The following is a 23282-nucleotide window of genomic DNA, read 5'->3' as shown; positions in this document are numbered from 1 at the left end:
TCCGCGTCAGCGCGCTCTCGTGATGCCGCCGGCGATCGCGGCGAGCAACGTGTCGCCGCGGACGGGGCCGTCCGCGGCCCAGCGGACATAGCCGTCGGGGCGGATCAGCACGGCGGCGGCGCCCAGATCGTCGGCGCACGTGGCGCGGACGAGGTCGACCCGCGGCGGGAGCCGAGGATCGGCCGGGACGGCGGCGGCCAGATCCAGCAGGACGGCGTGCCCCGCGCCGAACAGCGCCGACAGCCGGGTGGGGCCGGCCTCGGTGACCAGGTCGGCGTCCGGTAGGCGCGCTCCGGTGAGCGGATGGCCCTCTGACGGTCCGTAGCGCAGCGAGAGGCCGGACATCAGCCCCGCGAGGTGGCGGTTGGTGTCGGGCAGGCGCAGCAGGTCGACGAAGAGGTCACGCAGGGCGGCGACGTCCTCGTCCGGGTTCGGGGCCGCCAGGAGGCGCTGCGCCGACGTGTGCCGCAGGACCTGGGCTCCGACCGGGTGCCGTTCGGTGTGGTAGCTGTCCAGGAGGCCGCCCGGCGCCCGATCCTGGACGGCCGCGGCCAGCTTCCAGCCGAGGTTGAACGCGTCCTGCATGCCGAGGTTGAGCCCCTGGCCGCCCAGCGGCGGGTGGACGTGCGCGGCGTCGCCCGCGAACAGGACGCGGCCCGCGCGGTAGTGCTCCAGTTGCCGCGTGGCGTCGGTGAACCGCGAGGCGTTGTCCACGGCGCCGAGGGTGGTCTCGGGGCCGTACAGGGCCTGGAGCGCGGTGGTGATCTCCTCGGGGGTGACGGGGAGGTCGCCGGCCGCCTCCGCCTGGCCGGCGCGCCCGAAGGTGAACCGGTAGCGGTCGCCGCCGAGCGGGACCAGCATGGCCCAGAAGCCGCCCGCTTGCCGGGTCAGGGTGCTCATGTGGCCTGTCTCCCGCGGCACCAGCGACGACACGGCGGACAGGTGGATGTCGGCCAGCACCGCCTGATGGGTGCCGGGCCTGCCGGGGAACGGCAGCCCGAGCAGTTTCCGCACCGTGCTGTGGCCGCCGTCGCACGCCACGAGGTAGCGTGCCCGCGCCCGCAGACCGTCCGCCGTCACGACCACGCCATCGTCGTCCGGCTCGACCCCTGAGACGGCGGCGCCGCGCAGGACCCGCGCGCCGGCGGCGGTCGCCCGCTCTTCGAGCACGTCCTCGATCGCCCACTGCGGGATCGCGATCGGGAAGGGGTGCCTGGTCCGCCAGGGCGCGCAGTCCAAGGGCACCGGCAGGGCCGCGAAGTGCCCGCCGACCGGCTCATGCGGCGTGGCCCGGCCCAGCAACGGCTCCAGCAGCCCGCGCGAGTCCAGCAACTCGGCGGTACGGGGCTGGATCCCGCCGCCCTTCACCTGCTCGGCGCGCTGGGGCAGCCTCTCCAGCACCAGGGTCTCGACCCCGGCCAGAGCCAGTTCGTACGCCAGCATCAGCCCGGTCGGCCCGGCACCCGCGACGACGACCCCTGTCTCGATCTCGGCCAACGTTCTCCCGCCATTCCATCTCTCGCCCGGGTGCAAATGTATACCAGATGCAGAAATAACCCCAGTGAAGCCATCTGCTACGGTGAACGTCGTGGACGGCAGGCCGGGGCTGCGGGAGCGGAAGAAGCAGCGGACCCACGCGGCGATCTCCGACGCGGCGATCCGGTTGTTCCTCGAGCACGGCTTCAACCAGGTCTCGGTGGCTCAGGTGGCCGAGGCGGCCGAGGTGTCCAAACGCACGCTCTTCGCGTACTTCCCGGCCAAGGAAGACCTCGTGGTGCACCGCCTCGCCGACCACGAGACCGAGACCGCCCGCGTCGTGCGGGCCCGCCCGCCCGGCACCGCCCCGCTGACCGCGCTGCGCGAGCACTTCCTCAAGGGGCTGCGCGAGCGGGACCCGATCACCGGGCTCAACGACGCGCCCCCGGTGCGCAGGCTCCACCGGATGATCCTCGACACGCCCTCGCTGGTGGCCCGGATGGACCGGTTCAAGACCGGCGCCGAACGCGCGCTCGCCCAGGCCCTGCGGGAGACGGCCGGCACTCCGGAGCTCACGGCGCGGCTGGCCGCCGTCCAGATCGTCGCCGTCCAGTGGGCGCTGGCCCAGGACAACGCCGAACGCCTGGCGTACGGGGAGCCGGCCGACGCGCGCTACGCGGGTGCGGTGGCCGCCGCGGAGCACGCGTTCGCGCTGCTGGAGAACGGATTGCGGGAGCCGCCTCCGCGACGGTGACCACACGACGCCGCGATCTCGTCTCCGCACTGGCCGGTGGGCGGAACGATCATTACCCTGGGCGGTGATGAGTACCGACCCGCTGCTTCCAGGCGACCCCCGGCAGGTCGGGCGTTACGTGCTGACGGGACGGCTGGGGGCCGGCGGCCAGGGCATCGTCTACCTGGCCGACGCGCCGGACGGCGCCCAGGTGGCGTTGAAGGTCATCGACGCCGAGGTCGGCTCCGACGCCCGCCGCCTGTTCGAGCGTGAGTTCGCCGTCCTCCGGCGCGTCTCCAGCTTCTGCACCGCGCAGGTCCTCGACGCCGATGTGACGGCCGACCCGCCGTACATCGTCAGCGAGTACGTCGCCGGCCCCTCCCTCCATGCCCATGTCGCCAGGAACGGGCCTCTGGTGGGAGCCGAGCTCGACCGGCTCGCGGTGGCGACGGCCACGGCTCTCATCGCCATCCACCGGGCGGGCATCGTCCATCGCGACTTCAAACCGCAGAACGTCCTGCTGGGGCACGACGGTCCACGCGTCATCGACTTCGGCATCGCCCGTGTCCTCCAGGACGGCGCCGCCCTCGCCAGCGGGCTCGTGGGCACTCCCCGCTACATGGCTCCCGAGCAGATCAGGGGCGAGGAGTTCGGCCCCGCCGCCGACGTCTTCGCCTGGGGCGCCACCATGGTGTACGCCGCCACCGGCCACTCCCCGTACGAGGCCGGCACGCTTCCTGCGGTCCTGTACCGCGTCCTCCACGAGCAGCCTGACCTCGGCGTCCTTCCGGGTCATCTCCGCTCCCTGGTGGAGCGCTGCCTCGCCAAGGAGCCCGCCGACCGGCCGGCCGCCTCCGAACTTCCGCTGTCCATCATGGATCTCGGCGCCGTCCCCCCGACCGGGCCACGCCGGACCGGGCGATTACCCGCGCGAGCACGGGCGACGTCACCGAGGGCACGGCGGGCGATCTCGGCGGCGGTCGCGATCGCCACGGCGATCACCCTGACGGCAGGTGCGATCTGGTGGGCGGGGGACAGAAGGGTGACGAAGGCCGCGGAGCCCGCGCCGACCAACGAGCCGCCGGCATATTCGCTGGCGGCGGCGGGGGCGGCACGCACGGCCTTCGAGGCGTGGTACAGCCTCGACCACACCGACTACGACGGCGGCGCGCGGCGTACGCTGGCGCTGCTCTCCGGGGTGGCGGCGCAGGACTACCGGCATCTGATCGGCAATTCGAAGAGCGCGGTGGTGGCCGCGAAGGCGAAGCAGACCGCGCGGGCGATCGCCGTGGGCATCGTCTGGGCGTCGCCGGAGCGGGTGTCGACCATCGTCACCGGGCTCAGCGCCATCACCCAGAACGGCACTCCGGCGAAGTCGAGTGACCCCCTGCTGTTCGCCGAGATGGTTCCCGCGGGCGGCGGCTGGACGATGGACTACGCGCGGACCACACCGGCCGGCACCGCGCCTCCGCCCGGCGCGGCCTGGCCGACCGCGGAGGTCCGGAGCATGGTCGCCGAGGCCGCCCGCTGCCAGACCGAGTCCTTCATCAACGGGCCCCGCCTGGAAGAACGTCCCGACTTCTTCGACCGCTGCACGACCGGGCGGGCGGAGACGTGGTGGCGGGAGCTGGCCGCGATCCCCGACGATCAGGTGCCCGACTGGTGGACCTGGCAGTACCGGGAGATCGGCACGGCCTTCGAACGGTTCGACGGGCCCGATTCCGCGACGCTCATCCACCTCGGGGACTCGGCCAAGGCCCCCGCCCACAAGGTCGTGACCTACCGGCTGCACCTGCGGCGGGTCGCCGGGCGCTGGAAGGTGGAGGACATCACGTCGCCGAAGGACAACTGGTCCCTGTTCGAGCGGCGTACGAAATGAGCACGGCCTACGTGCCTCGTCCGGGAGATCCGCAGAGGATCGGGCGCTACCGGGTGCTGCGGCGGCTGGCCGCGGGCGGTCAGGGCGTCGTCTTCCTCGCCGTGAGAGACGACGGGGGAGACACCGGGAGAGACGCCGGGGAAGGCGAGGCGGGGGACGACGGGCGGCAGGTCGCGGTGAAAGCGCTCCCCCGGATCTCCGACGCGGCCGCCCGGCGCCGCATGGCGGCCGAGCTCGACCTGCTCCGCAGGGTCTCCGGGTTCTGCACGGTCCAGGTGCTCGACGCCGACCTGACGGCCGATCCGCCGCACATCGTCACCGAGTACGTGCCCGGACCGTCCCTGGACGAGCTCGTCCGGAGCGCGGGTCCCCTTCGCGGCGAGGCGCTGGAACGGCTCGCCGTCGCCACCGCCACCGCCCTGACCGCGATCCATCGCGCGGGCGTCGCCCACCTCGACCTGACCCCGCGCAACGTGATCATCGGCCCGGACGGCCCCCGCGTCGTCGACTTCGGCCTCGCGCACGCCCTCAACGTCCCCACGCCGGGCTCCGCCGTCACCGGCACTCCCGCCTTCATGGCGCCCGAACAGCTCGCCGGGCAGCCGCCGCACACCGCCGCCGACGTCTTCTCCTGGGCCGCGACCATCGCCTACGCCGCGACCGGCCGCCATCCGTTCGGCGACGACACCGTGCAGGCCGTCGTCTACCGCGTGCTCCACCAGGAAGCCGACCTGGGCACCGACACCGAGCCGGACGGCTTCCTGCGCGCGATCCTGCGGGCCTGCCTGGCCAAGGACCCGGCGAGCCGTCCGTCCGCCCAGGACCTCCTCTACCACCTGGTCGATCGCACCCCGCCGGCCTCCGCCGGGGCGCCGGCGCGGCCACGGAGCCGGAAGCGGGCCTGGATCCTCGCGGCGGTGGCCGTCGCCGTCGTCGCCGGCGGGATCGGTGCGGCGACGTGGCGGGGCTCGCCCGGCGAGGAGGTTTCGCCGGCGGACACGCGGACGGGGAGCATCCTGCCGCCGCCGCTGTACGCCGGGGAGGCCGAGGAGGCGGCGCGCGGCGCGTACGGGATCGTCAACAGCTTCGGCCACAAGACGCTCGACCAGGACCTTCGGGCGATGGACGGCGCGACCACGGGACGTGCGAACGTGGAGTACACCGGCCGGCTCCGGGACCAGGCGCGGCGGATCCGCGACGAGAAGATCGTGCAGGAGGCGACGGCGGCCGAGAGCGGAATCGTCGCCGCCCGGACGGACCGGGTCGTCGTGCTGGTCTGGGGGCAGACGGTCGTCACCGGCGATGCCGCCCACGACTACCGCCGTGGCGGTGTGGTGATGGAGATGCGCAGGGTCGGGACCGTGTGGAAGCTGGATCACGTCTGGCCGGCAAGCCCGCAGCCGGACTCGGCCGAGACGACCACGGGCGAGTGGCCCTCCGGCCGGACGGCGGCGCTGCTCTCGGCGGCGGCGGGCGGCGGTGCGCGCGCCGTCGCCTTCGACACGCTCGCCTCCGGGAGCGCGCTGGTGCTCCGCCTCGGCCCGGACGGGACCGTGCGCATGCTCACCATGGTTCCCGACGGCGGCTCCTTCCGGATCGGGAGCAGCCGGGAGCTCGGGGTGTCCTGAGCCGGGGCGCTAGGACGTCAGCCAGGTGGTGAGGGCGACGGCGGCCTCGCGCAGGGCGTCGTCGCGCCGCTCTTCGCTCATCTGGTCGACGGTGAGCCGGAACTGCGGGGCGATGACCACGAACGCCTGGTTGTACAGGGACCGGTCGCCGACGGCGATCTCGGTGCCACCGGCCTGCGCCTTGACCCCGAGGGCGGTCAGCTCGGGCACCTCGGCCGCGGGGAAGTCCTTGTACGTGGGCGCCGCCGACGGAAGGGCGATCGTCACGCCGGTTCTGGGGATCTTCTTCCCCCACGAGCAGGTCACCTTGTCGGCGGAGTCGAAGCGCTGATCGAACTTCTTGCCCTTGATCAGTGGGCCCACGGCCGCGATCAGCCGGGGATCGTCACAGTCCTTGGGCAGGGTGAAGGCGCGGGCCGGGGCGGTCGACGCCGGCGGTGGGGCCGTGGTGCTCGGTGGGGCCGTGGTGCTCTGTGTGGACGGTTTCGCGGGTGGCGTGGTCGCCGCCGGGTCGCCGCCGGCGCACCCCGCGAGCAGGCCGCCGAGGAGCGTCACCCCCGATAAGACGCCGCTGATCCTGGGCATGGCCCCGATTATCCAAGATCGCCGGTCGTCCCGCTAGAAGGTGTCCGCAGGTTTCGTGGGGCTCGGTGCGCAGCTCGTGGCTCTCGTCGGGCAGGCGGGCCCCGCAGAAGATCCGGTGGCCACCGCCGGCAGGGGAGCACGGCTCCCTGAACACCCTCCCGCCGCCGGAGGAGACGATGTCTCCATGAAGTGTTCACCACACTTTTGACGATCTCTGTCTTTATCCGGCCCGGATGAACGGTGACCATTACGGTGTCCGCCTTGCCCCATTAGGAGGCCTCGTGCACACCCAGCGACGTCCCGGACCTTCCTGGCCGCTCAGGCTCGCCGTCATCGTCACCGCCCTCACGTCCTTCATCGGCCTGGCCGGCATCTCCCCCGCCGACGCCGCCGTCTACAACTCCTGCACCATCTCGCGGTGCGCCGACGCGCGTTCCGCCAGGTCGATCTGGGCGTCCAAGGGCTACCCCACCACCAGGACCTGGTACTCCTGGCCGGACGGCAGGTACAACTTCGCCGGCGGGCGTTTCTACAACCGCGAGGGCCAGCTCCCCAGCGGCGCCACCTACCATGAGTACGACGTGTACTCACGGGCACAGGGTGCCGCGCGGGACGCGTACCGGATCGTCGTCAACCGCAGCACGGGCGTGACCTGGTTCTCGCCCAACCACTACACCGACTTCCACCGGCTCTAGGAACTCCTATGACCTCCGCCGCGGACGCACTGCCGCCCTGGCTGACGGTGTCGGCGGCCCCGGCGCCGGCGATGGTCGACGGCGGAGCCTGCCGGACCCGCGCAGCCTTCTTCGACGAGGTTTCGCGGGCTCTGCGCTTCCCCGACTACTTCGGCCACAACTGGGACGCCCTCGCCGACTGCCTGCGTGATACCGGCGCCGTCGCCCTGATCATCACGAACGCCGACGAACTGCTCAGCGCCGAGCCTCCCGGGCACCTGGTCACCTTGCTGGCCGTCTTCGCCGACGTCGCCCACAGCGGGCTGACCGTGACCCTGCACACCGACCCCGGGCACGAGGTGCCGCTCCGGCGGCGGGTCGCCGCCGCGCTGGCCTGAGCCGGCCGGGCCCGGGGCAGATCGTTCAGGGTCTGCCTTCCCGCGGGCTGCGGTTGAGCAGCGCCGCGCACCAGCGGAAGTGGCCGTCGGAGCCGTCCGAGCTGAACAGGTCGTAGGTGGTCAGCGCATAGGCCTGCTGGTACAGCGCCAGCGTCCGCGGCGCGTGGCCCAGCTCGGCGGCGAAGAGGCGGGTGAGGGCCGCGACGTGCTCCTCGGCGTGCGGCCCGTACATGTCCCAGACGGCGGCCGTGATGGCGGCCTCGAAGGCGGGGTCGCCGGCGGTGGTGAAGAAGCCGAAGTCGAGGATGGCGACGGGCCGGCCGGCGTCGTCCACGTGGACGTTGGGCGGAACGAGATCCCCGTGGATGACGGTGACGGGCGTGCCGGGCAGTGCCCGCAGCGCCCCGGCGGTCCGTACGACCAGCGCGGCGAGGTCCGGGACGTGGGCGGCGAGCAGGTCGCCGTGCCGGCGGGCGGCGCGCTCGACGACGGCGGCGAGGGCGTCGGGGAAGCGGGTGTGCCCTCGCCAGAGCGGCCGGTCGTCGCCCTGGACCGTGAGGCGCCGCATGGCCTCGGTGCCGGGGACGGCGGCCAGGCCGCGGAGCACCGTGAGGAGCGCGTCGGTCTCCTTGGCGGGCAGGTCGCGCCCGGCCTCGCGCACCGCCGAGTCCGGGCGGAGCGGCGACCCGGCCAGTTCGCGCTCGTAGGTGACCAGGACGCCCTCGCGCTCCTCGATTTCCAGGATCTCCGGTGTGGAGAAGGGCAGCCGGTGGCGGGCGATGTCGGCGTAGACCTGACGGGTGAGGTCGAGATCCGCCGGCGCCCTGCCGCTCCAGACTTTGGCCACCATCCCGTCGTCCAGCCGGTAGACGGCCCCCTCGACCCCGGCGGCCAGCGGCCGGGCGGCGCGGTGGCCGCGGCGGGCGAAGTGGTGGAGCCAGTCGGCGGTGTGCTTCTGCCGGTAGTCGATCATTACTCCTCAGGTCGGCCATCGATGCTCGCGGATCGGCCAGGCGCAGTCAAGCCCGGACGATCGCTGCCGCCGCCCGTGAACAGGCCCGTGTCCCGCACCGCCGTTGGTCAGCAGCGCCACCGCGACGCCGGCGTCCGGGGCCATGCGCAGGAAGGCCTGCTGCCCGATCGTCGCGCCGTGGTGGCCGATCACCGTGCCGCCGTCCCAGTCGTGCAGCTCCATGCCCAGCCCGTACGAGCCGGGGAACCCCGACAGCGGCGACGACACCTGGCGGGCGCCGGCCGCATGCTCCCGCCCGCCTCGAGATGCCCGACCGCGGTTCGGTGCATGAGCGCCTGCTCCGGCAGGGTGACCGCGGTCCTGAGGCCGAGGGGCTCGATGAGCCGGCGCTGCACCGACCGACTCCAGCTCTGGCCGTCCAGCACCTCGACCAACCGGCCGAGCACCACGTAGCCGGCGTTGTTGTACGAGAACATCGTCCCCGGCGGGGTGACCTGGGACGCGCCCGACAGGTTGGCCACCAGGGCCGCGACGGCGGCCGGGTCGGCCAGCGTGAACTCCGGAAGGTGCTCCCGGATCGGCCGGTAGAGCTGACCCCGGTGCGGGTCGATCCGCTCGCCTCAGCCGGTGGTGAGCAGCTCCTCGCTGCGCTCCCACAGCCGCCGCGCGGCGTCCGCGTCGCCGGCCAGCCGGTGGACGGGCGCGGGGCGCCGCTTCTCGTAGTGGCCGCCGGGGACCCAGTCGGCGCCGGGCACGGAGGTGGCCAGCCAGACCAGGGTGTCGGCGCCCTGCTCGGGCGTGAGCATGAGCCGTTTCAGCGGCGTGTGGTAGACCAGGCGGGCCATGCTGTTGGTGCCGCCGGAGAAGTTCGTGGCGACGGCGCCGGGGTGGAAGGAGACCGCGTTGACGCCCTCGTCACCGTGGCGGCGCTGCAGCTCACGGGTGAACAGGAGGTTGGCCAGCTTGGCGTTGGCGTACGCGCGCACCCCCGCGTAGTGCCGGACGAGGTCGAGGTCGTCGAGGTCGAGGCGGGCCCGCAGATTGAGCATGCTGGAGGTCATGATGACGGTGGCGCGGCTCGCCACCAGCCGCTCGGACAGCAGCGTGGTGAGCAGGAACGGCGCGAGGTGGTTGACCTGGAAGGTCGTCTCGTGGCCGTCGCCGGTCATCGTGCGCGAGCCCATGATGCCGCCGGCGTTGTTGGCCAGGACGTCGATGGCCGGATAGCGGTCGAGCAGCGTCGCGGCGAGCGCCCGCACCTCCTCCAGGCGTGCGAAGTCGGCCACGTGGTGGTCGGCCTCCAGCTCGCGGGCCAGCGCCTCGGTCTTGCCGGCCGAACGCCCGACCACGACGACCTTCTCGCCGCGCCCGCTCAGGGCGCGCGCCGCGGCCCGGCCTATGCCGTCGCTGGCCCCGGTAACGACGATGATCCTGCCCGCCATCGGCCCGGCCCCTTCCGTAGTCGCCTCCACTCTAGATCGTGTCCGATCGTCATCTCGGATCTGCGGCACCCTGGTCGGTGCCGGCGAAGCGGGGCAGGAAGAACTGGGTGATCGGGCCGACGGCGAGGGCGTACAGCACGGTGCCGGCCCCACGCTTCTCCCGAGCAGCCATCCGGCGGCGAGCACGGTGAGCTCGATCAGGGCGCGGACGAGCCGGATGGCACGCCATCCCTGATCCGCAAGTACCTCGGCTGGAACGAGCGGGACACCGCCGCCCGCCAGGCCCTCATCAAGGCCCGGACGCGGCCCTCCTGGTGGTGGCGGGGCTAGGTCGGGGCGAACATGCGGGGTTCGGCGTGCAGGACCACGACGTTCGGGCCCGGCTCGGACAGGGCGCCGGCGAGGTCCCCGGCCAGGGAGGCGGGCGTGGCGACGCGGGCGGGGACCCCGAACGACGCGGCCAGGGCGGCGAAGTCCGGCCTGGTCAGTTCGGTGCCGGTGGGAGTGCCGAACGCGCCGGTCATGTACTCGCGCAGGATGCCGTAACCCCCGTCGTCGACGATCAGCCAGGTGACGTCCAGGTCGTGCTGGCGCATGGTGGCCAGCTCCGCCAGGCCGTACATCGCGCCGCCGTCGCCCGAGATCGCGAGCGCGCGCTCGCCGGAGGCCGCCGCGCCGACCGCGGCGGGCAGCGCGTAGCCGAGGCCGCCGGCGCCCTGCGCCGACCACATGTGGCCGGGGAAGGCCGACCAGGCCCAGTAGGTGAGGATGGTCATGTCCCAGAACGACAGCACGCCGGACGGGATCGCCGCCAGGAGCGCGAACTCCTGCTCGTGGCCGCCGAGCCGGTCGCGCACCCGCCGCAGCACGTCCGCCACGGCAGCTTCCGCGCGCCCGTCGCCCTCCCTGGGGCTGACCGCCGCGGCGAGCGCGCCCAGCGTCGCCCTGGCGTCGGCGTGCACGGCGAGCGAACCGCTCGTGTTGGCCTCCAGCTTGCCGGGGTCGGCCTCGATGTGGACGACGCGGCCCCGCGGGCGCATCGTGTGGTAGTTGCTGGACAGCTCCCCCAGCCCCGAACCGGCGACCAGCAGCACGTCCGCCTCTTCGAGGAAGTCGGTGACGAAGCGGTCCTCCAGCCACGACTGCAGCGACAGCGGGTGCTCGCGGGGGAAGACGCCCTTCGCGGCGAACGTGGTGACCACCGGCGCGCGCAGCCTCTCGGCCAGGGCCAGGAGCTCGGGCCCCGCCCCGGACAGGCTGACCCCGCCGCCGGCCAGGATGACGGGGTTCGACGCGGAGTCGAGCACCTGTACGGCCTGGCGTACGAGCTCGGCGCGGGGCTGCGGTGTGCGCGGGCGCACGCTCAGGTCGGTCACCACCGGGATGTCCGTGGGCGCGAGCAGGACGTCCTGCGGGATCTCCACCCACGCGGGACCCTGCGGCACGCTGAGCGCCGCCTCCCAGGCCTGGGCCAGGGCGGAGGGAATCTGCGAAGCCGCCCGTACGACCTGGACCGATGCGGCCACGCCGCGGAAGGCGGCCGCCTGGTCGGGGAGCTCGTGGAGGTATCCCTTCCGGCGCCCGCCCAGCCCGTCGGACGGGATCTGGCTGGAGATCCCCACCACGGGCGCGCAGGCCAGGCGCGACTCCATCAGGGCGGGCAGGGTCGCCAGCGCGCCGGGGCCGGTGGAGACCATGAACGGGGTCACCGTCCCGGTGGCCCGGGCATGGCCGTCGGCGGCGAAGGCGACGCCCAGCTCGGTACGGCACCCGACGTAGCGCAGCGGGGAACGGCGCAGCGCGTCGAACAGGGCGAGGGCGTGCTGGCCGGGCTCGCCGAACACGGTCGTGGCGCCGAGCGCGACCAGGGTCTCGGCGACCAGGTCTCCCCCGGTTCTCATGTCCGCTTCCCCAGCGCGAACAGGCTGATCAGGTCGTAGGCGACGTGGGCGGCCGCGACCGAGGTGATCTCGGCGTGGTCGTAGGCGGGGGCCACCTCCACCACGTCGGCGCCGACCAGGTTGCAGCCCGACAGCCCGCGCAGGATCTCCAGCAGTTCGCGGCTGGTCAGGCCGCCCGCCTCCGGGGTGCCCGTGCCCGGGGCGTGGGCGGGGTCGAGCGTGTCGATGTCGACGGAGATGTAGAGCGGGCGGTCGCCGATCCGCTGGCGCAGGGCGTCGGCGATCTCGTCGGGGCCGCGCCTCATGACGTCGGCCGAGGTGACGATGCCGAAGCCGAGCCGGCGGTCCTCGTCGAGGTCGGCCTTGCCGTACAGCGGGCCTCTGATGCCGACGTGGCTGAGCGCCTCGGTGTCGAGGATGCCCTCCTCCACCGCGCGGCGGAACGGGGTGCCGTGGGTGTATTCGGCGCCGAAGTAGGTGTCCCAGGTGTCCAGGTGGGCGTCGAAGTGCAGCAGCGCCAGCGGCCCGTGCTTGCGGTGCACGGCGCGCAGGAGCGGCAGTGCGATGGTGTGGTCGCCCCCGATGGTGACGAGGTGGGCGTCGAACTCCCCGGCGGCCTGCTCGATCGTGTCGATGGCCTGGCCGATGTCGAACGGGTTGCAGGCGATGTCGCCGGCGTCGGCGACCTGCAGCTCGGCGAACGGCGAGACGTCCAGCGCCGGGTTGTAGGGCCGGATCAGCTTGCTGCCCTGACGCACCGCGGCCGGGCCGAAGCGGGCGCCGGGACGGTAGGAGACCCCGCTGTCGAACGGCACGCCGACGATCGCGACATCCGCCCGCTCCACCTCGTCGAGGCGGGGCAGGCGGGCATAGGTGTCGGGCCCTGCGAAGCGTGGCACCTGCGAGGCGTCGACGGGTCCCTGAGACATAGAACTCCCCTTGTTAACAGCAAATTTCGGCTCAAAAGGCGCTATTGACACCCCTGGCAACGCAGACCACTATGTCGGAAAACCTCGTTTACCGGAAGGCAACCGCGTTGTCCGAACAGCTCTGGGGTGGACGCTTCCGCTCGCCTGCCGATCCCTCCCTGCTCGCTCTCTCCCGCGCCCCCGACAGCTATTTCCGCATGTCGCCCTACGACCTGGCCGGCTCGCGTTCTCACGTCCGCGAGCTGCTCAGGGCCGGGATCGTCGACGAGTCCGAGGCGGAGCGGCTGCTGGCGGGGATCGACACGCTGGACGAGGACGTACGCGCCGGCCGCGTCGGCCCGAACGGCACCGACGAGGACGTGCACACCTTCCTGGAACGGGTCCTGGTCGAGCGGCTGGGCGAGGTGGGCGGCAAGCTGCGCGCCGGCCGCTCGCGCAACGACCAGACGGCCAACGACTTGCGGCTCTACCTGCGCGACCACGCCAGGAAGCTGGTGCTGGCCCTGGCCGAGCTGCAGGACGGCCTGGTGGGGCAGGCCCGCCGCCACGTCCGCACCGCGGCGCCCGGCTTCACCCACCTGCAGCCCGCCCAGCCGATCGTGTTCGGGCACCAGTTGCTGGCCCACGCGCAGGCGTTCGCCCGTGACGCCGACCGGCTCGAGGACTGGGACCGGCGCACCGCCCGCTCCCCGCTGGGCTCGGCGGCGCTGGCCGGGTCGGCGATAGCCGTCCATCCGGAGCTGTCGGCCGCGGAGCTGGGCTACGACGGGCCGTGCGAGAACTCCATCGACGCCGTCGCCAGCCGCGACCACGTGGCCGAGTTCCTGTTCGCCGCCTCGATGCTGGGGGTGAACCTGTCGCGGCTGGCCGAGGAGATCTGCACCTGGGCCTCGCGCCAGTTCCGCTGGGTGGAGCTGCACGACTCCTTCGCCACCGGCAGCTCGATCATGCCGCAGAAGAAGAACCCCGACATCGCCGAGCTCACCAGAGGCAAGGCGGGCCGCCTGCTCGGCAACCTCAACGGCCTGATGGCGACGCTGAAGGCGATGCCGCTGGCCTACAACAGGGATCTGGCCGAGGACAAGGCGGCCGTCTTCGACACCGTGGACACCCTGGTGGTCGTACTGCCCGCCATGGCCGGGCTGGTGCGCACGCTGTCGGTGAACGCCGACGAGCTGCGCAGGCAGGCGACCGAGGGCTTCACGCTGGCCACCGAGGTGGCCGACTGGCTCTCGCGCCGCGGCGTGCCGTTCAGCGAGGCCCACGAGATCACCGGCGCGCTCGTGCGTACGTGCGAGGACAAGGGTCTGGACCTGCACGAGCTGTCGGACGCGGACCTGGCCGCGGTGGACGCGCGGCTGACGCCGGACGTGCGTCCGCACCTCACCGTCGAGGCGGCCCTCGCCGCGCGCACCGGCCACGGCGCCACCTCGCCGGACCGGGTCCTCGAGCAGATCGACCGCCTGGACGGTGTGCTGGCGCGGCAGCGCGCCTGGGCAGGCGACTACCGTGGACCCGCGACGTGATCTCGATTCCGGACTCGCCCGGTCTCGGCCCGCGAGCCCGCGAACTCCGCCGCCGGCGCCGGCTCAGCCTGACCGAGGTGGCCGAGCGGGCCAGGCTCACCAAGGGCTTCCTGTCCAGGTTCGAGCGCGGCCAGGTGTCCATCTCCGTCGCCTCCCTGCTGCGTCTGTGCGAGGCGCTCGACCTGGACGTGGCCGACCTGTTCGACGGCTCGGGCGGGCGGCTGGTCAGGTCGGAGAGCCGGGCCAGGCTCGAGTTCGGCGGCAGCGGGATGACCGAGTACCAGCTCACGCCGAAGGACGAGGCCAGGCTGCTGGTCCTGCTCAGCGAGATCGAGCCGGGCGGCGGATCGGGCCACGAGCCGTACGCGCTTCCCGTCGACATCGAGTTCGTGCACGTCCTGAAGGGGCTGTTCACGATCGAGGCCTCGGGCGAGCGGATCGAGATGCGCGAAGGCGACTCGTTCCTGTTCCCCGGCGACACCCCCCACACCTTCACCAACCCCGGCGATGAGATCACCCGAGTCCTGTGGGTGCTGTCACCCGCGCTGACCTCTCGCTCGTGAGGAGTTCCCCATGTCCACAGATGTCGCCCACCTGCCCCGGGTGGCGCGCAAACACTACGGCCGCTACGTGGCGGCGATCGTCGTGGTGGCCGTCCTCGCGGCGATCGTCGTCTCGTTCGCCGGCGGGCAGATCGAGTGGAGCGTGGTCGGGCGCTATCTGACCGCGCAGGCCATCCTCACCGGCGTGGTCAACACCATCGTCATGGCCGTGCTCGCCATGATCGTCGGGCTGACCCTGGGCGTGCTGTTCGCGGTGATGCGGATGTCGCAGAACCCCGTCACCCGCGGCGTCTCCTACCTCTACACGTGGATCTTCCGCGGCACGCCGCAGTTGCTCCAGCTCTTCCTCTGGTTCAACCTGGCGCTGGTCTTCCCCTACTTCGTCATCCCCGGCATCGTCGAGGCGCGCACGGTCGACCTGATGACCCCGTTCGTCGCCGCGCTGCTCGGGCTCGGCATCTGCCAGGGCGCCTACACCTCCGAGGTGGTACGCGGCGGCATCCTCTCGGTCGACCAGGGACAGACCGAGGCCGCGCAGGCGATCGGGATGACGCGCTTCCAGACGATGCGCAGGATCGTGTTGCCGCAGGCGATGCGGGTCATCCTGCCCCCGATCGGCAACGAGTTCATCAGCATGGTGAAGCTCACGTCGCTGGCCAGCGCGATCCAGTACCAGGAGGTGCTGCACAGCGCCCAGAACATCTACTACGCCAACAACCGCGTCATGGAGCTGCTGTTCGTGGCGACGTTCTGGTACCTGATCGTGGTCACCCTCCTCAGCCTGGGCCAGTTGGTCGTCGAGCGCCGCTTCTCCCGAGGAGTGAAGAAATGATCAAGGCGGTCGACGTCCACAAGCGTTTCGGCGCCAACCACGTGCTCAAGGGCATCTCGCTGGAGGTGGCCGCGGGCGAGGTGCTGTGCGTCATCGGGCCGTCCGGCTCCGGCAAGAGCACGTTCCTGCGCTGCGTCAACCAGCTCGAGACGATCGACGAGGGCGCCGCCTGGGTCGACGGAGAGCTGCTCGGCTACGTGGAGCGCGGTGGGAGGCTGCACCAACTCAGCGACGCCCAGATCGCCCGGCAGCGGCGCACGATCGGGATGGTGTTCCAGCGCTTCAACCTGTTCCCGCACATGACCGCGCTGGAGAACGTCGTCGAGGGCCCGATCAGGGTGCTGCGCGAGTCGCGCGACACCGCCCACGGCCGGGCGCTGGAGCTGCTGGAGCGAGTCGGGCTGAAGGACAAGGCCGGCGCCTACCCCTCGACCCTGTCGGGCGGGCAGCAGCAGCGGGTCGCCATCGCCCGCGCGCTGGCGATGCGGCCACGGCTCATGCTGTTCGACGAGCCCACCTCGGCGCTCGACCCGGAGCTGGTCGGCGAGGTGCTGGCGGTCATGCGCGACCTGGCCGCGTCCGGCATGACCATGGTCGTCGTCACCCACGAGCTGGGGTTCGCCAAGGAGGTCGCGAACCAGGTCGTGTTCATGGACGACGGCCGCGTCATCGAGACGGGAACCCCCGACCAGGTCCTGGTCAACCCCACCCACGAGCGTACGAAGACCTTCCTCTCAGCAGTTCTCTAGGAGTTCCGTTGTCACGTCCCATCCTTCTCCTCGCCTGCCTCGCCGTGGCCGCGACCGCCTGCACCGCGAAGGCGCCCGAGAACCTCGAAGCCGCCTCGGACGGCGGGCTGCCCCCGAAGATCGCCGAGTCCAAGACCCTGGTGGTCGGCAACGTGCCCAACTACCCGCCGCTGGAGTTCAAGGACCCCTCGACCAACCAGCTCACCGGCTTCGACATCGACCTCGGCAACGCCATCGGCAAGCAGCTCGGCCTCACGGTCAAGTGGCAGGAGACGTCCTTCGAGCAGTTGCAGAGCGCGGTCACCACCGGGCGGATCGACATGATCCTGTCGGGGATGAGCGACCTGCCCGAGCGCCGCGAGACGCTCGACCTCGTCGGCTACATGAGCTCGGGCGCGCAGTTCTTCTCCACGGCCAAGGTCGCCGATCCGAAGGACCTGTGCGGCAAGACCGTGGGCGCCAGCCGCCGCACCTCCTTCCCCGGCGAGATCAAGAAGTGGAGCGAGCAGAACTGCTCCGGCAAACCGATCAAGATCGTCGGTACGGAGGGCTCCGCGGACGCCCGCACCCAGCTCTCCCAGGGCAGGCTCGACGCCGCTGTCCAGGGCAGTGAGACCCTCCCCTACATCGCCAAGCAGGACCCCGGCAAGTTCAACGTCATCGGTGAGCCGTTCACCGAGGTCAACCAGGCCATGGGATTCGGCAAGCAGGACCCGCGCCTGCGCGACGCGGTCATCAAGGCGCTCGGCGCCCTGCAGCAGGACGGCACCTACGCCGGCCTGCTCGACAAGTGGGGCCTGAAGGACAATGCCATCCAGCAGATCACCCTCAACGGGGCCGCCAAGTGAGGCCCGTGGCCTGCGCCTGTCCGCTGAGCCCGGCACGATGACAGCGGCCACCGGGCACGCGGACGAGGCGCCGCCCGGGAGCCGCTGGCCGTACCGGAAGAGGTCGTGCGTGTCGCTGGCCTTCGACCTCGACGGGCCGACGGGCGGGGCGATGCTCGACGGCAGCCTCTGGGGCAAGCCCGAATATTTCACGCTCGGCTCCTATGGGCCGTGGCGGGCGCTGCCCAGGATCCTCGACCTGCTGGACGCCTTCGAGCTGCCCGCCACCTTCTACACGCCCGCGTGGGTGGTGGAGACCTGGCCGGAGCGATGCCGGACGATCGTGGAACGCGGGCACGAGGTGGCCCACCACGGCTACCGGCACGAGCCGTACTACGGCAGGACCGAGGCCGAACAGCGCGAGATCCTCACCCGCAGCCAGGCGATCTTCATGGACGTGCTCGGCGTCGCGGCGGTCGGCTTCCGGACGCCGTCGGGCGACTGGTCGCCGGTGACCGCGCGGATCCTGACCGAGGAGGGCTTCCTCTACTCCAGCTCGATGCGCGGCGACGACCGTCCCTACCTGCACCCCGGCGGGCTGGTGGAGATCCCGGTCCGCTGGGACATGGACGACTACGCCTACCTCGCCTACACCCGCCGCCCCGACTACCCGGCCGGGCTGGACCGCATCGCGGGCTACGGCTCGACGCTGGACAACTACAAGCGGGAGTTCGACGGCTACCACGCCGAAGGGCTGTGCCTGAGCACGCTGTGGCATCCCAAGGTGTCCGGCAAGCCGGGCCGGATCCTGCTGCTGGAGCGGTTGTTCGAGCACATGCGCGCGCACGACGACGTCTGGTTCGCCACCGGCAGGGACGTGGCCGCCTGGTGGAAGGAGCGGCATGACCGCGCCCCGGTCACGGAGGAAGGCTCATGACCTGGCCGGATGAGGCGCGCTGCGCCGTACTGATCACCGTCGACCTCGACGCCGAGCTGGCGATCCTGGCCGCCGACCCGAGCACGCGCGACCGCGTCAAGACCCTGTCCGTCGGCGGGTACGGCGTCACCCGCGGCGTCGATCGGCTGCTCGGGGCGCTGGACGGGGTGCCGTCCACCTGGTTCGTGCCCGGCCTGCACGCGGGGCTGATCCACGACGTACGGCAGGCCGGCCACGAGATCGCCAACCACGGCCACGCGCACGAGGACTTCGACCCGCTCGACCTCGCCGGGCAGCTCGACGCGATCAGGCGCGGCCAGGACGCGCTGGCCGAGGTGACCGGCTCGCTCCCGCGCGGCTTCCGCACCCCGGCCGGCGAATGGAAGCCCGGGCTCGCGGCCGGGCTGCCCGCGCTGGGCATCGACTGGTCGTCCTCGTGGCGGGGCGACGACCTGCCGTACTTCCACCCCTCCGGCCTGGTGGAGATCCCGCTCCACCACGAGCTGGAGGACCACCCCTACTTCATGTTCAACCTCGACCCGCCCTTCCCCACCGGGCAGTCGCGCATCGCCCCCTACGCCGCCGTGCTGGAGAACTGGATCCAGGAGTTCGACGCCTACCACCGCTTCGGCCTGTGCTACGTGCTGCGCCTGCAGCCCGAGGTGATCGGCACGCCCGGCCGCATCGGGCTCCTGCGCTCGCTGCTGTCGGCCATGCGCGAACGGCCCGGCGTGTGGTTCGCGACCGGCAGCCAGGTGGCCGACCACTGGCGCGCCACCCGTACGGGCAACGAACCCGGACATCCCGCCGACGTCTTCGCGGAGCTGACCTCGTGACACCGCCTCCCCCGCTCACCGAACTCGCCGGCCTCACCGAACTCGCCGGCCTCGTCGCCGGGCCCCCGCCGCTGCCGCCCGACGTGGTCGAGCGGGCCAAGCGGCACCTCCTCGACACGCTGGGCGCCGCCCTGGCCGGTGCCTCCACCCCCGCGCCCGGCCTGGCCGGTCCCGGGAGCGCACCCGTCTGGGGAACCGGGCTGACCGTGGCGCCGCGCGACGCGGCGCTGCTCAACGGCGTCGCGGCGCACGCGCTCGAACTCGACGACACCGGCGGCTGCGACCATTCGGGCGCCGTGGTCGTGCCCGCCGCGCTGGCCTGCCTCAGCCTCACCGACCGGCCGGTCAGCGGCTCCGAGCTGCTGGAGGCGGTCGTCCTGGGGTATGACGTGGCCCGCCGTACGCTGGAGGCGTGTGGCGGCTACGCTCCGCACAACGAGGCCGGATGGCACTCGACGGGCACCTGCGGCACGTTCGGCGCGGCGGCGGCGAGCGCGCGGCTGCTGGGGCTGGACGGCGGGCGGGCCGCCCACGCGCTGGGGCTGGCGGCCGGCTTCTCCGGCGGGCTGTGGGCCTTCGTGCACGACGGCGCGGCGAGCAAGCGGCTGCACGCGGGCCGCGCCGCCGAGGGCGGCCTGACCGCCGCGCTGCTGGCCGCGTCCGGCACGAGCGGCCCCGGCCACATCTTCGACGACGTGTGGGGCGGCTTCCTGCGGACCTACGCGGGCGCCGACGCCGACCCCGGCGCGCTGACCCGCGACCTCGGCACGGCGTGGCGGATCTCGCGCTGCTCCATCAAGCCGTACGCGTCCTGCCGCAGCACCCACTCCGCCATCGACGCGATCGGCGGCCTGGACCTGCGTGCCGGCGAGATCGCCCGCATCCACGTGCGCCTGAGCCCGCTCGTGGCCGGCATGTGCGGCGGCCGCGACGTCACCACCCTCTCCCGCGCACAACTGAGCCTCCCGTACGGCGTCGCCGCCAGAATCCTGTACGGCGACGCCGACCTGGCCGCCTACTCCCCCGACCGGCGCGGCGACCCCCGGGCCGCCGAGCTGATGAACCTCATCGACCTGGAGGTGGACCCGGAGATGGGCGGCATCGACGAGCCGACCCTGACCGTCACCACGACCTCGGGCGCCGTCCGGCGGGCCAGGGTGCGTGATCCGCTCGGCTCGCCCACCAACCCGCTGTCCGACCAGCGGCTGCTCGCCAAGTTCCACGGCCTCGCACCGGGCCGGGAGCGCCTGGCGGACCAGGTGATGGCCCTCGACACCCACCCGGACGCGCGAGACCTGCTCTCGCTCCTGTGACTCCCGGGCGGGCCCGGCGCCCGCGCGCCCTGGCCGGCCGGAACCGGCGGTGATCGGAAGGTCCTCTCGGCCGAGGGTGGGGTATCTCTCTGGGTGAGCTAGGGCTCTTCCCATCAGATGATGAGGTTTCCTCTGTCGGGATGTGTTTGACTGCGGCGAATCGCGTTCGAGAGGAGCCACCCTGATGCCGAGTGCCGCCGCTGCTGCGATCGCCGCCGTCACGTTCGTCGCGCTCTACGCCGGGCACCAGATCGGTGACCACGTGGTGCAGAGCAACGGGACCGCGGTCGCGAAGGGCTTTCCCGGTCCGGAGCAGCTCGCCGCGGGAGTGTCGCCGTGGACCGGCTGGGGGGCCTGCCTGCGCCACGTCGGCACCTACACCGGCACTCAGGCGGTCGCCCTGGCGCTGGTCTCCCTGGTGGCGCCGGTGGGGCTCACCGGCTGCGCGGTCGCGCTGGTGGTCTCGGCGAGCACCCATGCGGTGATCGACCGCCGCTGGATCGTCCGCCGGCTGGTCCGGGCCAAGGGCTGCCAGGACTGGGCGGAGGGGCCCTACCTGATCGATCAGTCCCTGCACGTCGGTGCGATGCTGGTCGCCGCGGTGCTGGCCGTGGCGGTCACCGGCGTCGTGGGTCTGCTCGCCGTGACGGCCGGCGCGCTCGTCCTGATGGTCGCCGCCCTGGCGGTCGAACGCCGGCTCGCCGCCGCGTCCGTCCGGGCCGCGGCTCCGGTCGGCGGCCGGCGCTAGACGCGGCGGCGGGGATCGCGATGACTCCGCGGGACGGCCGGGCACCTGCGGAGGCCGGGCGGTGGGCGCCGGGGACGCTCTTGCACGTGCTCGGCGACGATGATCGGCGGTGCCTGCTCGAACTCGGCACCCGGCGTACGTTCCCGCCCGGCGCGACGCTGATCGACGAGGGGGCCGCGGGGGGCGACGTGTTCGTCCTGCTCGACGGCTATTGCAAGGTGCTCGGCAACACCGTGGACGGCAGGGCGGTCCTGCTGTCCATCCGCTGCCAGGGCGAGGTGGTCGGCGAGATGGCCGCGCTGGACCAGCGGCCGCGCTCCGCCTCGGTGGTGGCCCTGACCGAGGTGGCGGCCCGGGTCGTGACGCAGCGGGCGTTCCTCGGTTACCTGCGGGAGCGCCCGCCGGCGGCGCGGGCGCTGCAGACGGCGATCCTGGGAGAGTTCCGGCGGGTGACCCGGCACCGGCTGTTCATCAGCGGCGCCCCCGCCGTGGTGCGCCTGGTGCTGGTGCTGAACTACCTGGCCGACGTCTACGGCCGGCCCTGCGCCGAGGGCGTGCGGATCGAGGTTCCGCTCAGCCAGCCGGAGCTGGCCTCGCTGATCGGGGTCTCCGAGCCGAGTCTGCACCGGGCGGTCACCGAGTTGCGCACCCGCGAGGTGATCAGCACCCGGTACCGGCGAATGGTCGTACGCGACCCGGCCGCGCTCCGGGCACTGGCCGCCCACGGCGCCGACCCGGCCGTGGCGGTCCCCGGCGTCACCGAGGACGACGTGGACCTCTGAGGCGCGGGCGTTCTTCCGCGTGGGGTCCGGGCGGCAGGTGATCGATGGGGTGGTCGCCGGTGGCCCAGAGGTACTGAACGGCGTACGCGCGCCATGGCCGCCAGGCCGCGGCGCGGCGCGTGAGCGCGGCCGGGGTGTGGGGCAGGCCGAGCTCGCGGGCGGCGGCGCGGACTCCCGGGTCGGTGGGGACGAAGGCGTCGGGGTCGCCGAGGGCGCGCATCGCGATGGTCTCGACGGTCCAGGGGCCGAGCCCGCGCACCGCCGCGAGCTGTGCCCGGGTCCGCTGCCAGTCGCCGCCGACGCTGAGGTCGATCTCACCGGCGGCCAGCGCGGCCACCAGCTCGGTGAGCGCGGCGCGGCGGGCACCGGGGAGGGCGAGCGTCGCCGGGTCCAGCGAGGCCAGCGCGACCGGGCCGGGAAAGAGGTGGGTGAGGCCGCCGGCGGGGTCGGAGATCGGCTCGCCGTGGGCGACGGCCAGCCGGGCGGCGTGGGTCCGCGCGGCCGTGGTGGACACCTGCCGGCCGAGCACCGCGCGCACGGCGAACTCGTACGCGTCAACGGTGCGGGGCACCCGGCGGCCGGGCTCCTTGCGTACGACGGGGCCGAGCACCGGGTCCGCGCCGAGCAGGTCGTCGACCGCGACCGGGTCGGCGTCGAGGTCGAGCAGGCGCCGGCAGCGGCTGATCGCCGCCGACAGGTCGCGCAGGTCGGTGAGGGAGAGCCGGCAGCCGATGTGGTCGGGCAGCGGGCGCAGGGTGACGATGCCGTGGCCGTGGTGCAGGCGCAGGGTACGGCGGTAGGCGCCGTCGCGCCACTCCTCCACCCCCGGTACGGCGGTCGTGACCAGGTGGCCGAACAGGTTGCCCGGGCACAGCGGGGCCCGGAACGGTAGCCGTACCGACAGTACGCCGGGGGTGTCGGCCGGGCGTCCGCGCTCCCGTAGCCGGGTCGGTGTGAGGGCGAAGATCTCGCGTACGGTCTCGTTGAAGGTGCGGATGCTGGTGAATCCGGCCGCGAAGGCGACGTCGCCCATCGGCAGGGTCGTGGTCTCGATCAGCAGCCGGGCGGTCTGGGCCCGCTGGGCGCGCGCGAGGGCCAGTGGGCCCGCTCCGAGCTCGGCGCGCAGTTGCCGTTCGACCTGCCGCGTGCTGTAGCCGAGCCGGGCGGCCAGGCCGGGCACGCCGTCACGGTCGACGACCCCGTCGGCGATCAGGCGCATCGCCCGCGCCACGACGTCGGCGCGCTCGTTCCATTCGGGAGAACCCGGGCTGGCGTCGGGACGGCACCGCTTGCACGCCCGGAACCCGGCCTGTTGGGCCGCGGCGGCGCTGGGAAAGAACCGCATGTTCTCGACCTTGGGCGGCACCACGGGGCAACTCGGTCTGCAGTAGATCCCGGTGGTGATCACCGCGCCGAAGAACCAGCCGTCGAACCGGGCGTCTTTGGACCGCACGGCCCGGATGCATCGCTCCACGTCCTCGTACACACCGGCAGCATCTCCTCTGGGCGGCTGTCCGGGCTGGCGGAAATACGACATGATCCCCTGTCTCG

Annotated in this window: 25 protein-coding genes; 15 read left to right on the top strand and 10 right to left on the bottom strand. The window is 72.8% G+C overall.

Annotated elements, in window-relative coordinates; genetic code table 11:
• Nucleotides 1–6: 6 nt before the first annotated feature.
• On the bottom strand, nt 7–1497 hold the full coding sequence (locus tag AB0I15_RS36875) for an FAD-dependent monooxygenase (RefSeq protein ID WP_358106151.1): 1491 nt from the start codon (nt 1495–1497) through the stop codon (nt 7–9).
• A gap of 91 nt (nt 1498–1588) precedes the next feature.
• Between AB0I15_RS36875 and AB0I15_RS36870 the strand changes: the two genes are divergently transcribed.
• From AB0I15_RS36870 to AB0I15_RS36860, 3 genes are all read left to right on the top strand, one after another.
• Nucleotides 1589–2230 (top strand): helix-turn-helix domain-containing protein, encoded by a 642-nt coding sequence (locus AB0I15_RS36870; RefSeq protein WP_358106149.1) that lies wholly within the window; start codon nt 1589–1591, stop codon nt 2228–2230.
• A 67-nt stretch (nt 2231–2297) separates the two neighbouring features.
• A complete protein-coding gene (locus tag AB0I15_RS36865) occupies nt 2298–4088 on the top strand; it encodes a serine/threonine-protein kinase (RefSeq protein WP_358106146.1) in 1791 nt (596 codons plus the stop codon).
• On the top strand, nt 4085–5716 hold the full coding sequence (locus AB0I15_RS36860; protein ID WP_358106143.1) for a serine/threonine-protein kinase: 1632 nt from the start codon (nt 4085–4087) through the stop codon (nt 5714–5716). Before AB0I15_RS36865 ends, AB0I15_RS36860 begins: the two co-directional genes overlap by 4 nt.
• A 9-nt stretch (nt 5717–5725) precedes the next feature.
• On the opposite strand, the gene AB0I15_RS36855 is transcribed toward AB0I15_RS36860, so the two are convergent.
• Nucleotides 5726–6301 carry a hypothetical protein gene (locus tag AB0I15_RS36855; protein WP_358106140.1) on the bottom strand — a complete coding sequence of 192 codons (576 nt, stop codon included), beginning with the start codon at nt 6299–6301 and terminating at the stop codon, nt 5726–5728.
• A 281-nt stretch (nt 6302–6582) separates the two neighbouring features.
• Here AB0I15_RS36855 and AB0I15_RS36850 point away from each other — a divergent pair, with 281 nt between their 5' ends.
• Nucleotides 6583–6996, top strand: coding sequence for a ribonuclease domain-containing protein (locus AB0I15_RS36850; protein ID WP_358106137.1), 414 nt, complete (start codon nt 6583–6585; stop codon nt 6994–6996).
• An 8-nt stretch (nt 6997–7004) separates the two neighbouring features.
• Nucleotides 7005–7373 carry a barstar family protein gene (locus AB0I15_RS36845; protein ID WP_358106134.1) on the top strand — a complete coding sequence of 123 codons (369 nt, stop codon included), beginning with the start codon at nt 7005–7007 and terminating at the stop codon, nt 7371–7373.
• 25 nt (nt 7374–7398) lie between these two features.
• On the opposite strand, the gene AB0I15_RS36840 is transcribed toward AB0I15_RS36845, so the two are convergent.
• The 7 genes from AB0I15_RS36840 to speB all read right to left on the bottom strand — a co-directional run bounded on the left by AB0I15_RS36840 (nt 7399) and on the right by speB (nt 12618).
• Complete coding sequence (locus AB0I15_RS36840) at nt 7399–8346, bottom strand: aminoglycoside phosphotransferase family protein (RefSeq protein ID WP_358106130.1); 948 nt, start codon at nt 8344–8346, stop codon at nt 7399–7401.
• Nucleotides 8347–8352: 6 nt separating this feature from the next.
• Nucleotides 8353–8613 carry a serine hydrolase gene (locus tag AB0I15_RS36835; protein ID WP_358106178.1) on the bottom strand — a complete coding sequence of 87 codons (261 nt, stop codon included), beginning with the start codon at nt 8611–8613 and terminating at the stop codon, nt 8353–8355.
• Nucleotides 8535–8867, bottom strand: a complete 333-nt coding sequence (locus tag AB0I15_RS36830; RefSeq protein ID WP_358106127.1) for a serine hydrolase domain-containing protein — start codon at nt 8865–8867, stop codon at nt 8535–8537. The genes AB0I15_RS36835 and AB0I15_RS36830 overlap by 79 nt, the downstream gene beginning before the upstream one ends.
• A 99-nt stretch (nt 8868–8966) precedes the next feature.
• Nucleotides 8967–9788 (bottom strand): SDR family NAD(P)-dependent oxidoreductase, encoded by an 822-nt coding sequence (locus AB0I15_RS36825; protein ID WP_358106124.1) that lies wholly within the window; start codon nt 9786–9788, stop codon nt 8967–8969.
• Nucleotides 9789–9837: 49 nt separating this feature from the next.
• The gene (locus tag AB0I15_RS36820) at nt 9838–9960 is read right to left on the bottom strand and encodes a hypothetical protein (protein ID WP_358106121.1); all 123 of its coding nucleotides are present in this window, start codon (nt 9958–9960) and stop codon (nt 9838–9840) included.
• Between the two features lie 154 nt (nt 9961–10114).
• Entirely contained in the window at nt 10115–11689 is a 1575-nt protein-coding gene (locus tag AB0I15_RS36815) for a thiamine pyrophosphate-binding protein (RefSeq protein ID WP_358106118.1), read from the bottom strand.
• Entirely contained in the window at nt 11686–12618 is a 933-nt protein-coding gene (speB, locus tag AB0I15_RS36810) for an agmatinase (protein ID WP_358106115.1), read from the bottom strand. Before speB ends, AB0I15_RS36815 begins: the two co-directional genes overlap by 4 nt.
• Before the next feature lie 107 nt (nt 12619–12725).
• On the opposite strand from speB, the gene argH reads away from it, so the two are divergent.
• The 10 genes from argH to AB0I15_RS36760 all read left to right on the top strand — a co-directional run bounded on the left by argH (nt 12726) and on the right by AB0I15_RS36760 (nt 21731).
• Nucleotides 12726–14144, top strand: a complete 1419-nt coding sequence (gene argH, locus AB0I15_RS36805) for an argininosuccinate lyase (protein ID WP_358106111.1) — start codon at nt 12726–12728, stop codon at nt 14142–14144.
• Nucleotides 14141–14707: an XRE family transcriptional regulator gene (locus AB0I15_RS36800; protein WP_358106108.1), complete on the top strand. Its 567-nt coding sequence runs from the start codon at nt 14141–14143 to the stop codon at nt 14705–14707. The genes argH and AB0I15_RS36800 overlap by 4 nt, the downstream gene beginning before the upstream one ends.
• Nucleotides 14708–14717: 10 nt before the next feature.
• The gene (locus AB0I15_RS36795) at nt 14718–15539 is read left to right on the top strand and encodes an amino acid ABC transporter permease (RefSeq protein ID WP_358106105.1); all 822 of its coding nucleotides are present in this window, start codon (nt 14718–14720) and stop codon (nt 15537–15539) included.
• Nucleotides 15536–16288: an amino acid ABC transporter ATP-binding protein gene (locus AB0I15_RS36790; protein WP_358106102.1), complete on the top strand. Its 753-nt coding sequence runs from the start codon at nt 15536–15538 to the stop codon at nt 16286–16288. Before AB0I15_RS36795 ends, AB0I15_RS36790 begins: the two co-directional genes overlap by 4 nt.
• Before the next feature lie 8 nt (nt 16289–16296).
• Nucleotides 16297–17136, top strand: coding sequence for an ABC transporter substrate-binding protein (locus tag AB0I15_RS36785; protein ID WP_358106099.1), 840 nt, complete (start codon nt 16297–16299; stop codon nt 17134–17136).
• A gap of 37 nt (nt 17137–17173) precedes the next feature.
• Nucleotides 17174–18052 carry a polysaccharide deacetylase gene (locus AB0I15_RS36780; RefSeq protein ID WP_358106095.1) on the top strand — a complete coding sequence of 293 codons (879 nt, stop codon included), beginning with the start codon at nt 17174–17176 and terminating at the stop codon, nt 18050–18052.
• Complete coding sequence (locus tag AB0I15_RS36775; RefSeq protein ID WP_358106092.1) at nt 18049–18888, top strand: polysaccharide deacetylase; 840 nt, start codon at nt 18049–18051, stop codon at nt 18886–18888. The genes AB0I15_RS36780 and AB0I15_RS36775 overlap by 4 nt, the downstream gene beginning before the upstream one ends.
• Entirely contained in the window at nt 18885–20201 is a 1317-nt protein-coding gene (locus AB0I15_RS36770) for an MmgE/PrpD family protein (protein WP_358106089.1), read from the top strand. Before AB0I15_RS36775 ends, AB0I15_RS36770 begins: the two co-directional genes overlap by 4 nt.
• A 184-nt stretch (nt 20202–20385) precedes the next feature.
• Nucleotides 20386–20949, top strand: coding sequence for a hypothetical protein (locus AB0I15_RS36765; RefSeq protein ID WP_358106086.1), 564 nt, complete (start codon nt 20386–20388; stop codon nt 20947–20949).
• A 20-nt stretch (nt 20950–20969) separates the two neighbouring features.
• Nucleotides 20970–21731 (top strand): Crp/Fnr family transcriptional regulator, encoded by a 762-nt coding sequence (locus AB0I15_RS36760; RefSeq protein WP_358106083.1) that lies wholly within the window; start codon nt 20970–20972, stop codon nt 21729–21731.
• On the opposite strand, the gene AB0I15_RS36755 is transcribed toward AB0I15_RS36760, so the two are convergent.
• Nucleotides 21706–23184 (bottom strand): AlkA N-terminal domain-containing protein, encoded by a 1479-nt coding sequence (locus AB0I15_RS36755; RefSeq protein ID WP_358106080.1) that lies wholly within the window; start codon nt 23182–23184, stop codon nt 21706–21708. The two genes, AB0I15_RS36760 and AB0I15_RS36755, sit on opposite strands and share 26 nt — an antisense overlap.
• Between the last annotated feature and the right edge of the window lie 98 nt (nt 23185–23282).

This window comes from Nonomuraea sp. NPDC050643, assembly GCF_040654715.1.
Lineage (GTDB): Bacteria > Actinomycetota > Actinomycetes > Streptosporangiales > Streptosporangiaceae > Nonomuraea.
This window is presented reverse-complemented; position numbering and strand designations above follow the sequence as displayed.

Bases quoted from the DNA above. Each gene is read 5' to 3' on its own strand.
- AB0I15_RS36855 (WP_358106140.1), bottom strand. From the start codon at position 6,301: ATGCCCAGGATCAGCGGCGTCTTATCGGGGGTGACGCTCCTCGGCGGC.
- AB0I15_RS36775 (WP_358106092.1), top strand. From the start codon at position 18,049: ATGACCTGGCCGGATGAGGCGCGCTGCGCCGTACTGATCACCGTCGAC.
- AB0I15_RS36795 (WP_358106105.1), top strand. From the start codon at position 14,718: ATGTCCACAGATGTCGCCCACCTGCCCCGGGTGGCGCGCAAACACTAC.
- AB0I15_RS36845 (WP_358106134.1), top strand. From the start codon at position 7,005: ATGACCTCCGCCGCGGACGCACTGCCGCCCTGGCTGACGGTGTCGGCG.
- speB (WP_358106115.1), bottom strand. From the start codon at position 12,618: ATGTCTCAGGGACCCGTCGACGCCTCGCAGGTGCCACGCTTCGCAGGG.
- AB0I15_RS36865 (WP_358106146.1), top strand. From the start codon at position 2,298: ATGAGTACCGACCCGCTGCTTCCAGGCGACCCCCGGCAGGTCGGGCGT.
- AB0I15_RS36815 (WP_358106118.1), bottom strand. From the start codon at position 11,689: ATGAGAACCGGGGGAGACCTGGTCGCCGAGACCCTGGTCGCGCTCGGC.
- AB0I15_RS36840 (WP_358106130.1), bottom strand. From the start codon at position 8,346: ATGATCGACTACCGGCAGAAGCACACCGCCGACTGGCTCCACCACTTC.
- AB0I15_RS36860 (WP_358106143.1), top strand. From the start codon at position 4,085: ATGAGCACGGCCTACGTGCCTCGTCCGGGAGATCCGCAGAGGATCGGG.
- AB0I15_RS36820 (WP_358106121.1), bottom strand. From the start codon at position 9,960: ATGGCTGCTCGGGAGAAGCGTGGGGCCGGCACCGTGCTGTACGCCCTC.
- AB0I15_RS36790 (WP_358106102.1), top strand. From the start codon at position 15,536: ATGATCAAGGCGGTCGACGTCCACAAGCGTTTCGGCGCCAACCACGTG.
- AB0I15_RS36780 (WP_358106095.1), top strand. From the start codon at position 17,174: ATGACAGCGGCCACCGGGCACGCGGACGAGGCGCCGCCCGGGAGCCGC.
- AB0I15_RS36825 (WP_358106124.1), bottom strand. From the start codon at position 9,788: ATGGCGGGCAGGATCATCGTCGTTACCGGGGCCAGCGACGGCATAGGC.
- AB0I15_RS36760 (WP_358106083.1), top strand. From the start codon at position 20,970: ATGACTCCGCGGGACGGCCGGGCACCTGCGGAGGCCGGGCGGTGGGCG.
- AB0I15_RS36765 (WP_358106086.1), top strand. From the start codon at position 20,386: ATGCCGAGTGCCGCCGCTGCTGCGATCGCCGCCGTCACGTTCGTCGCG.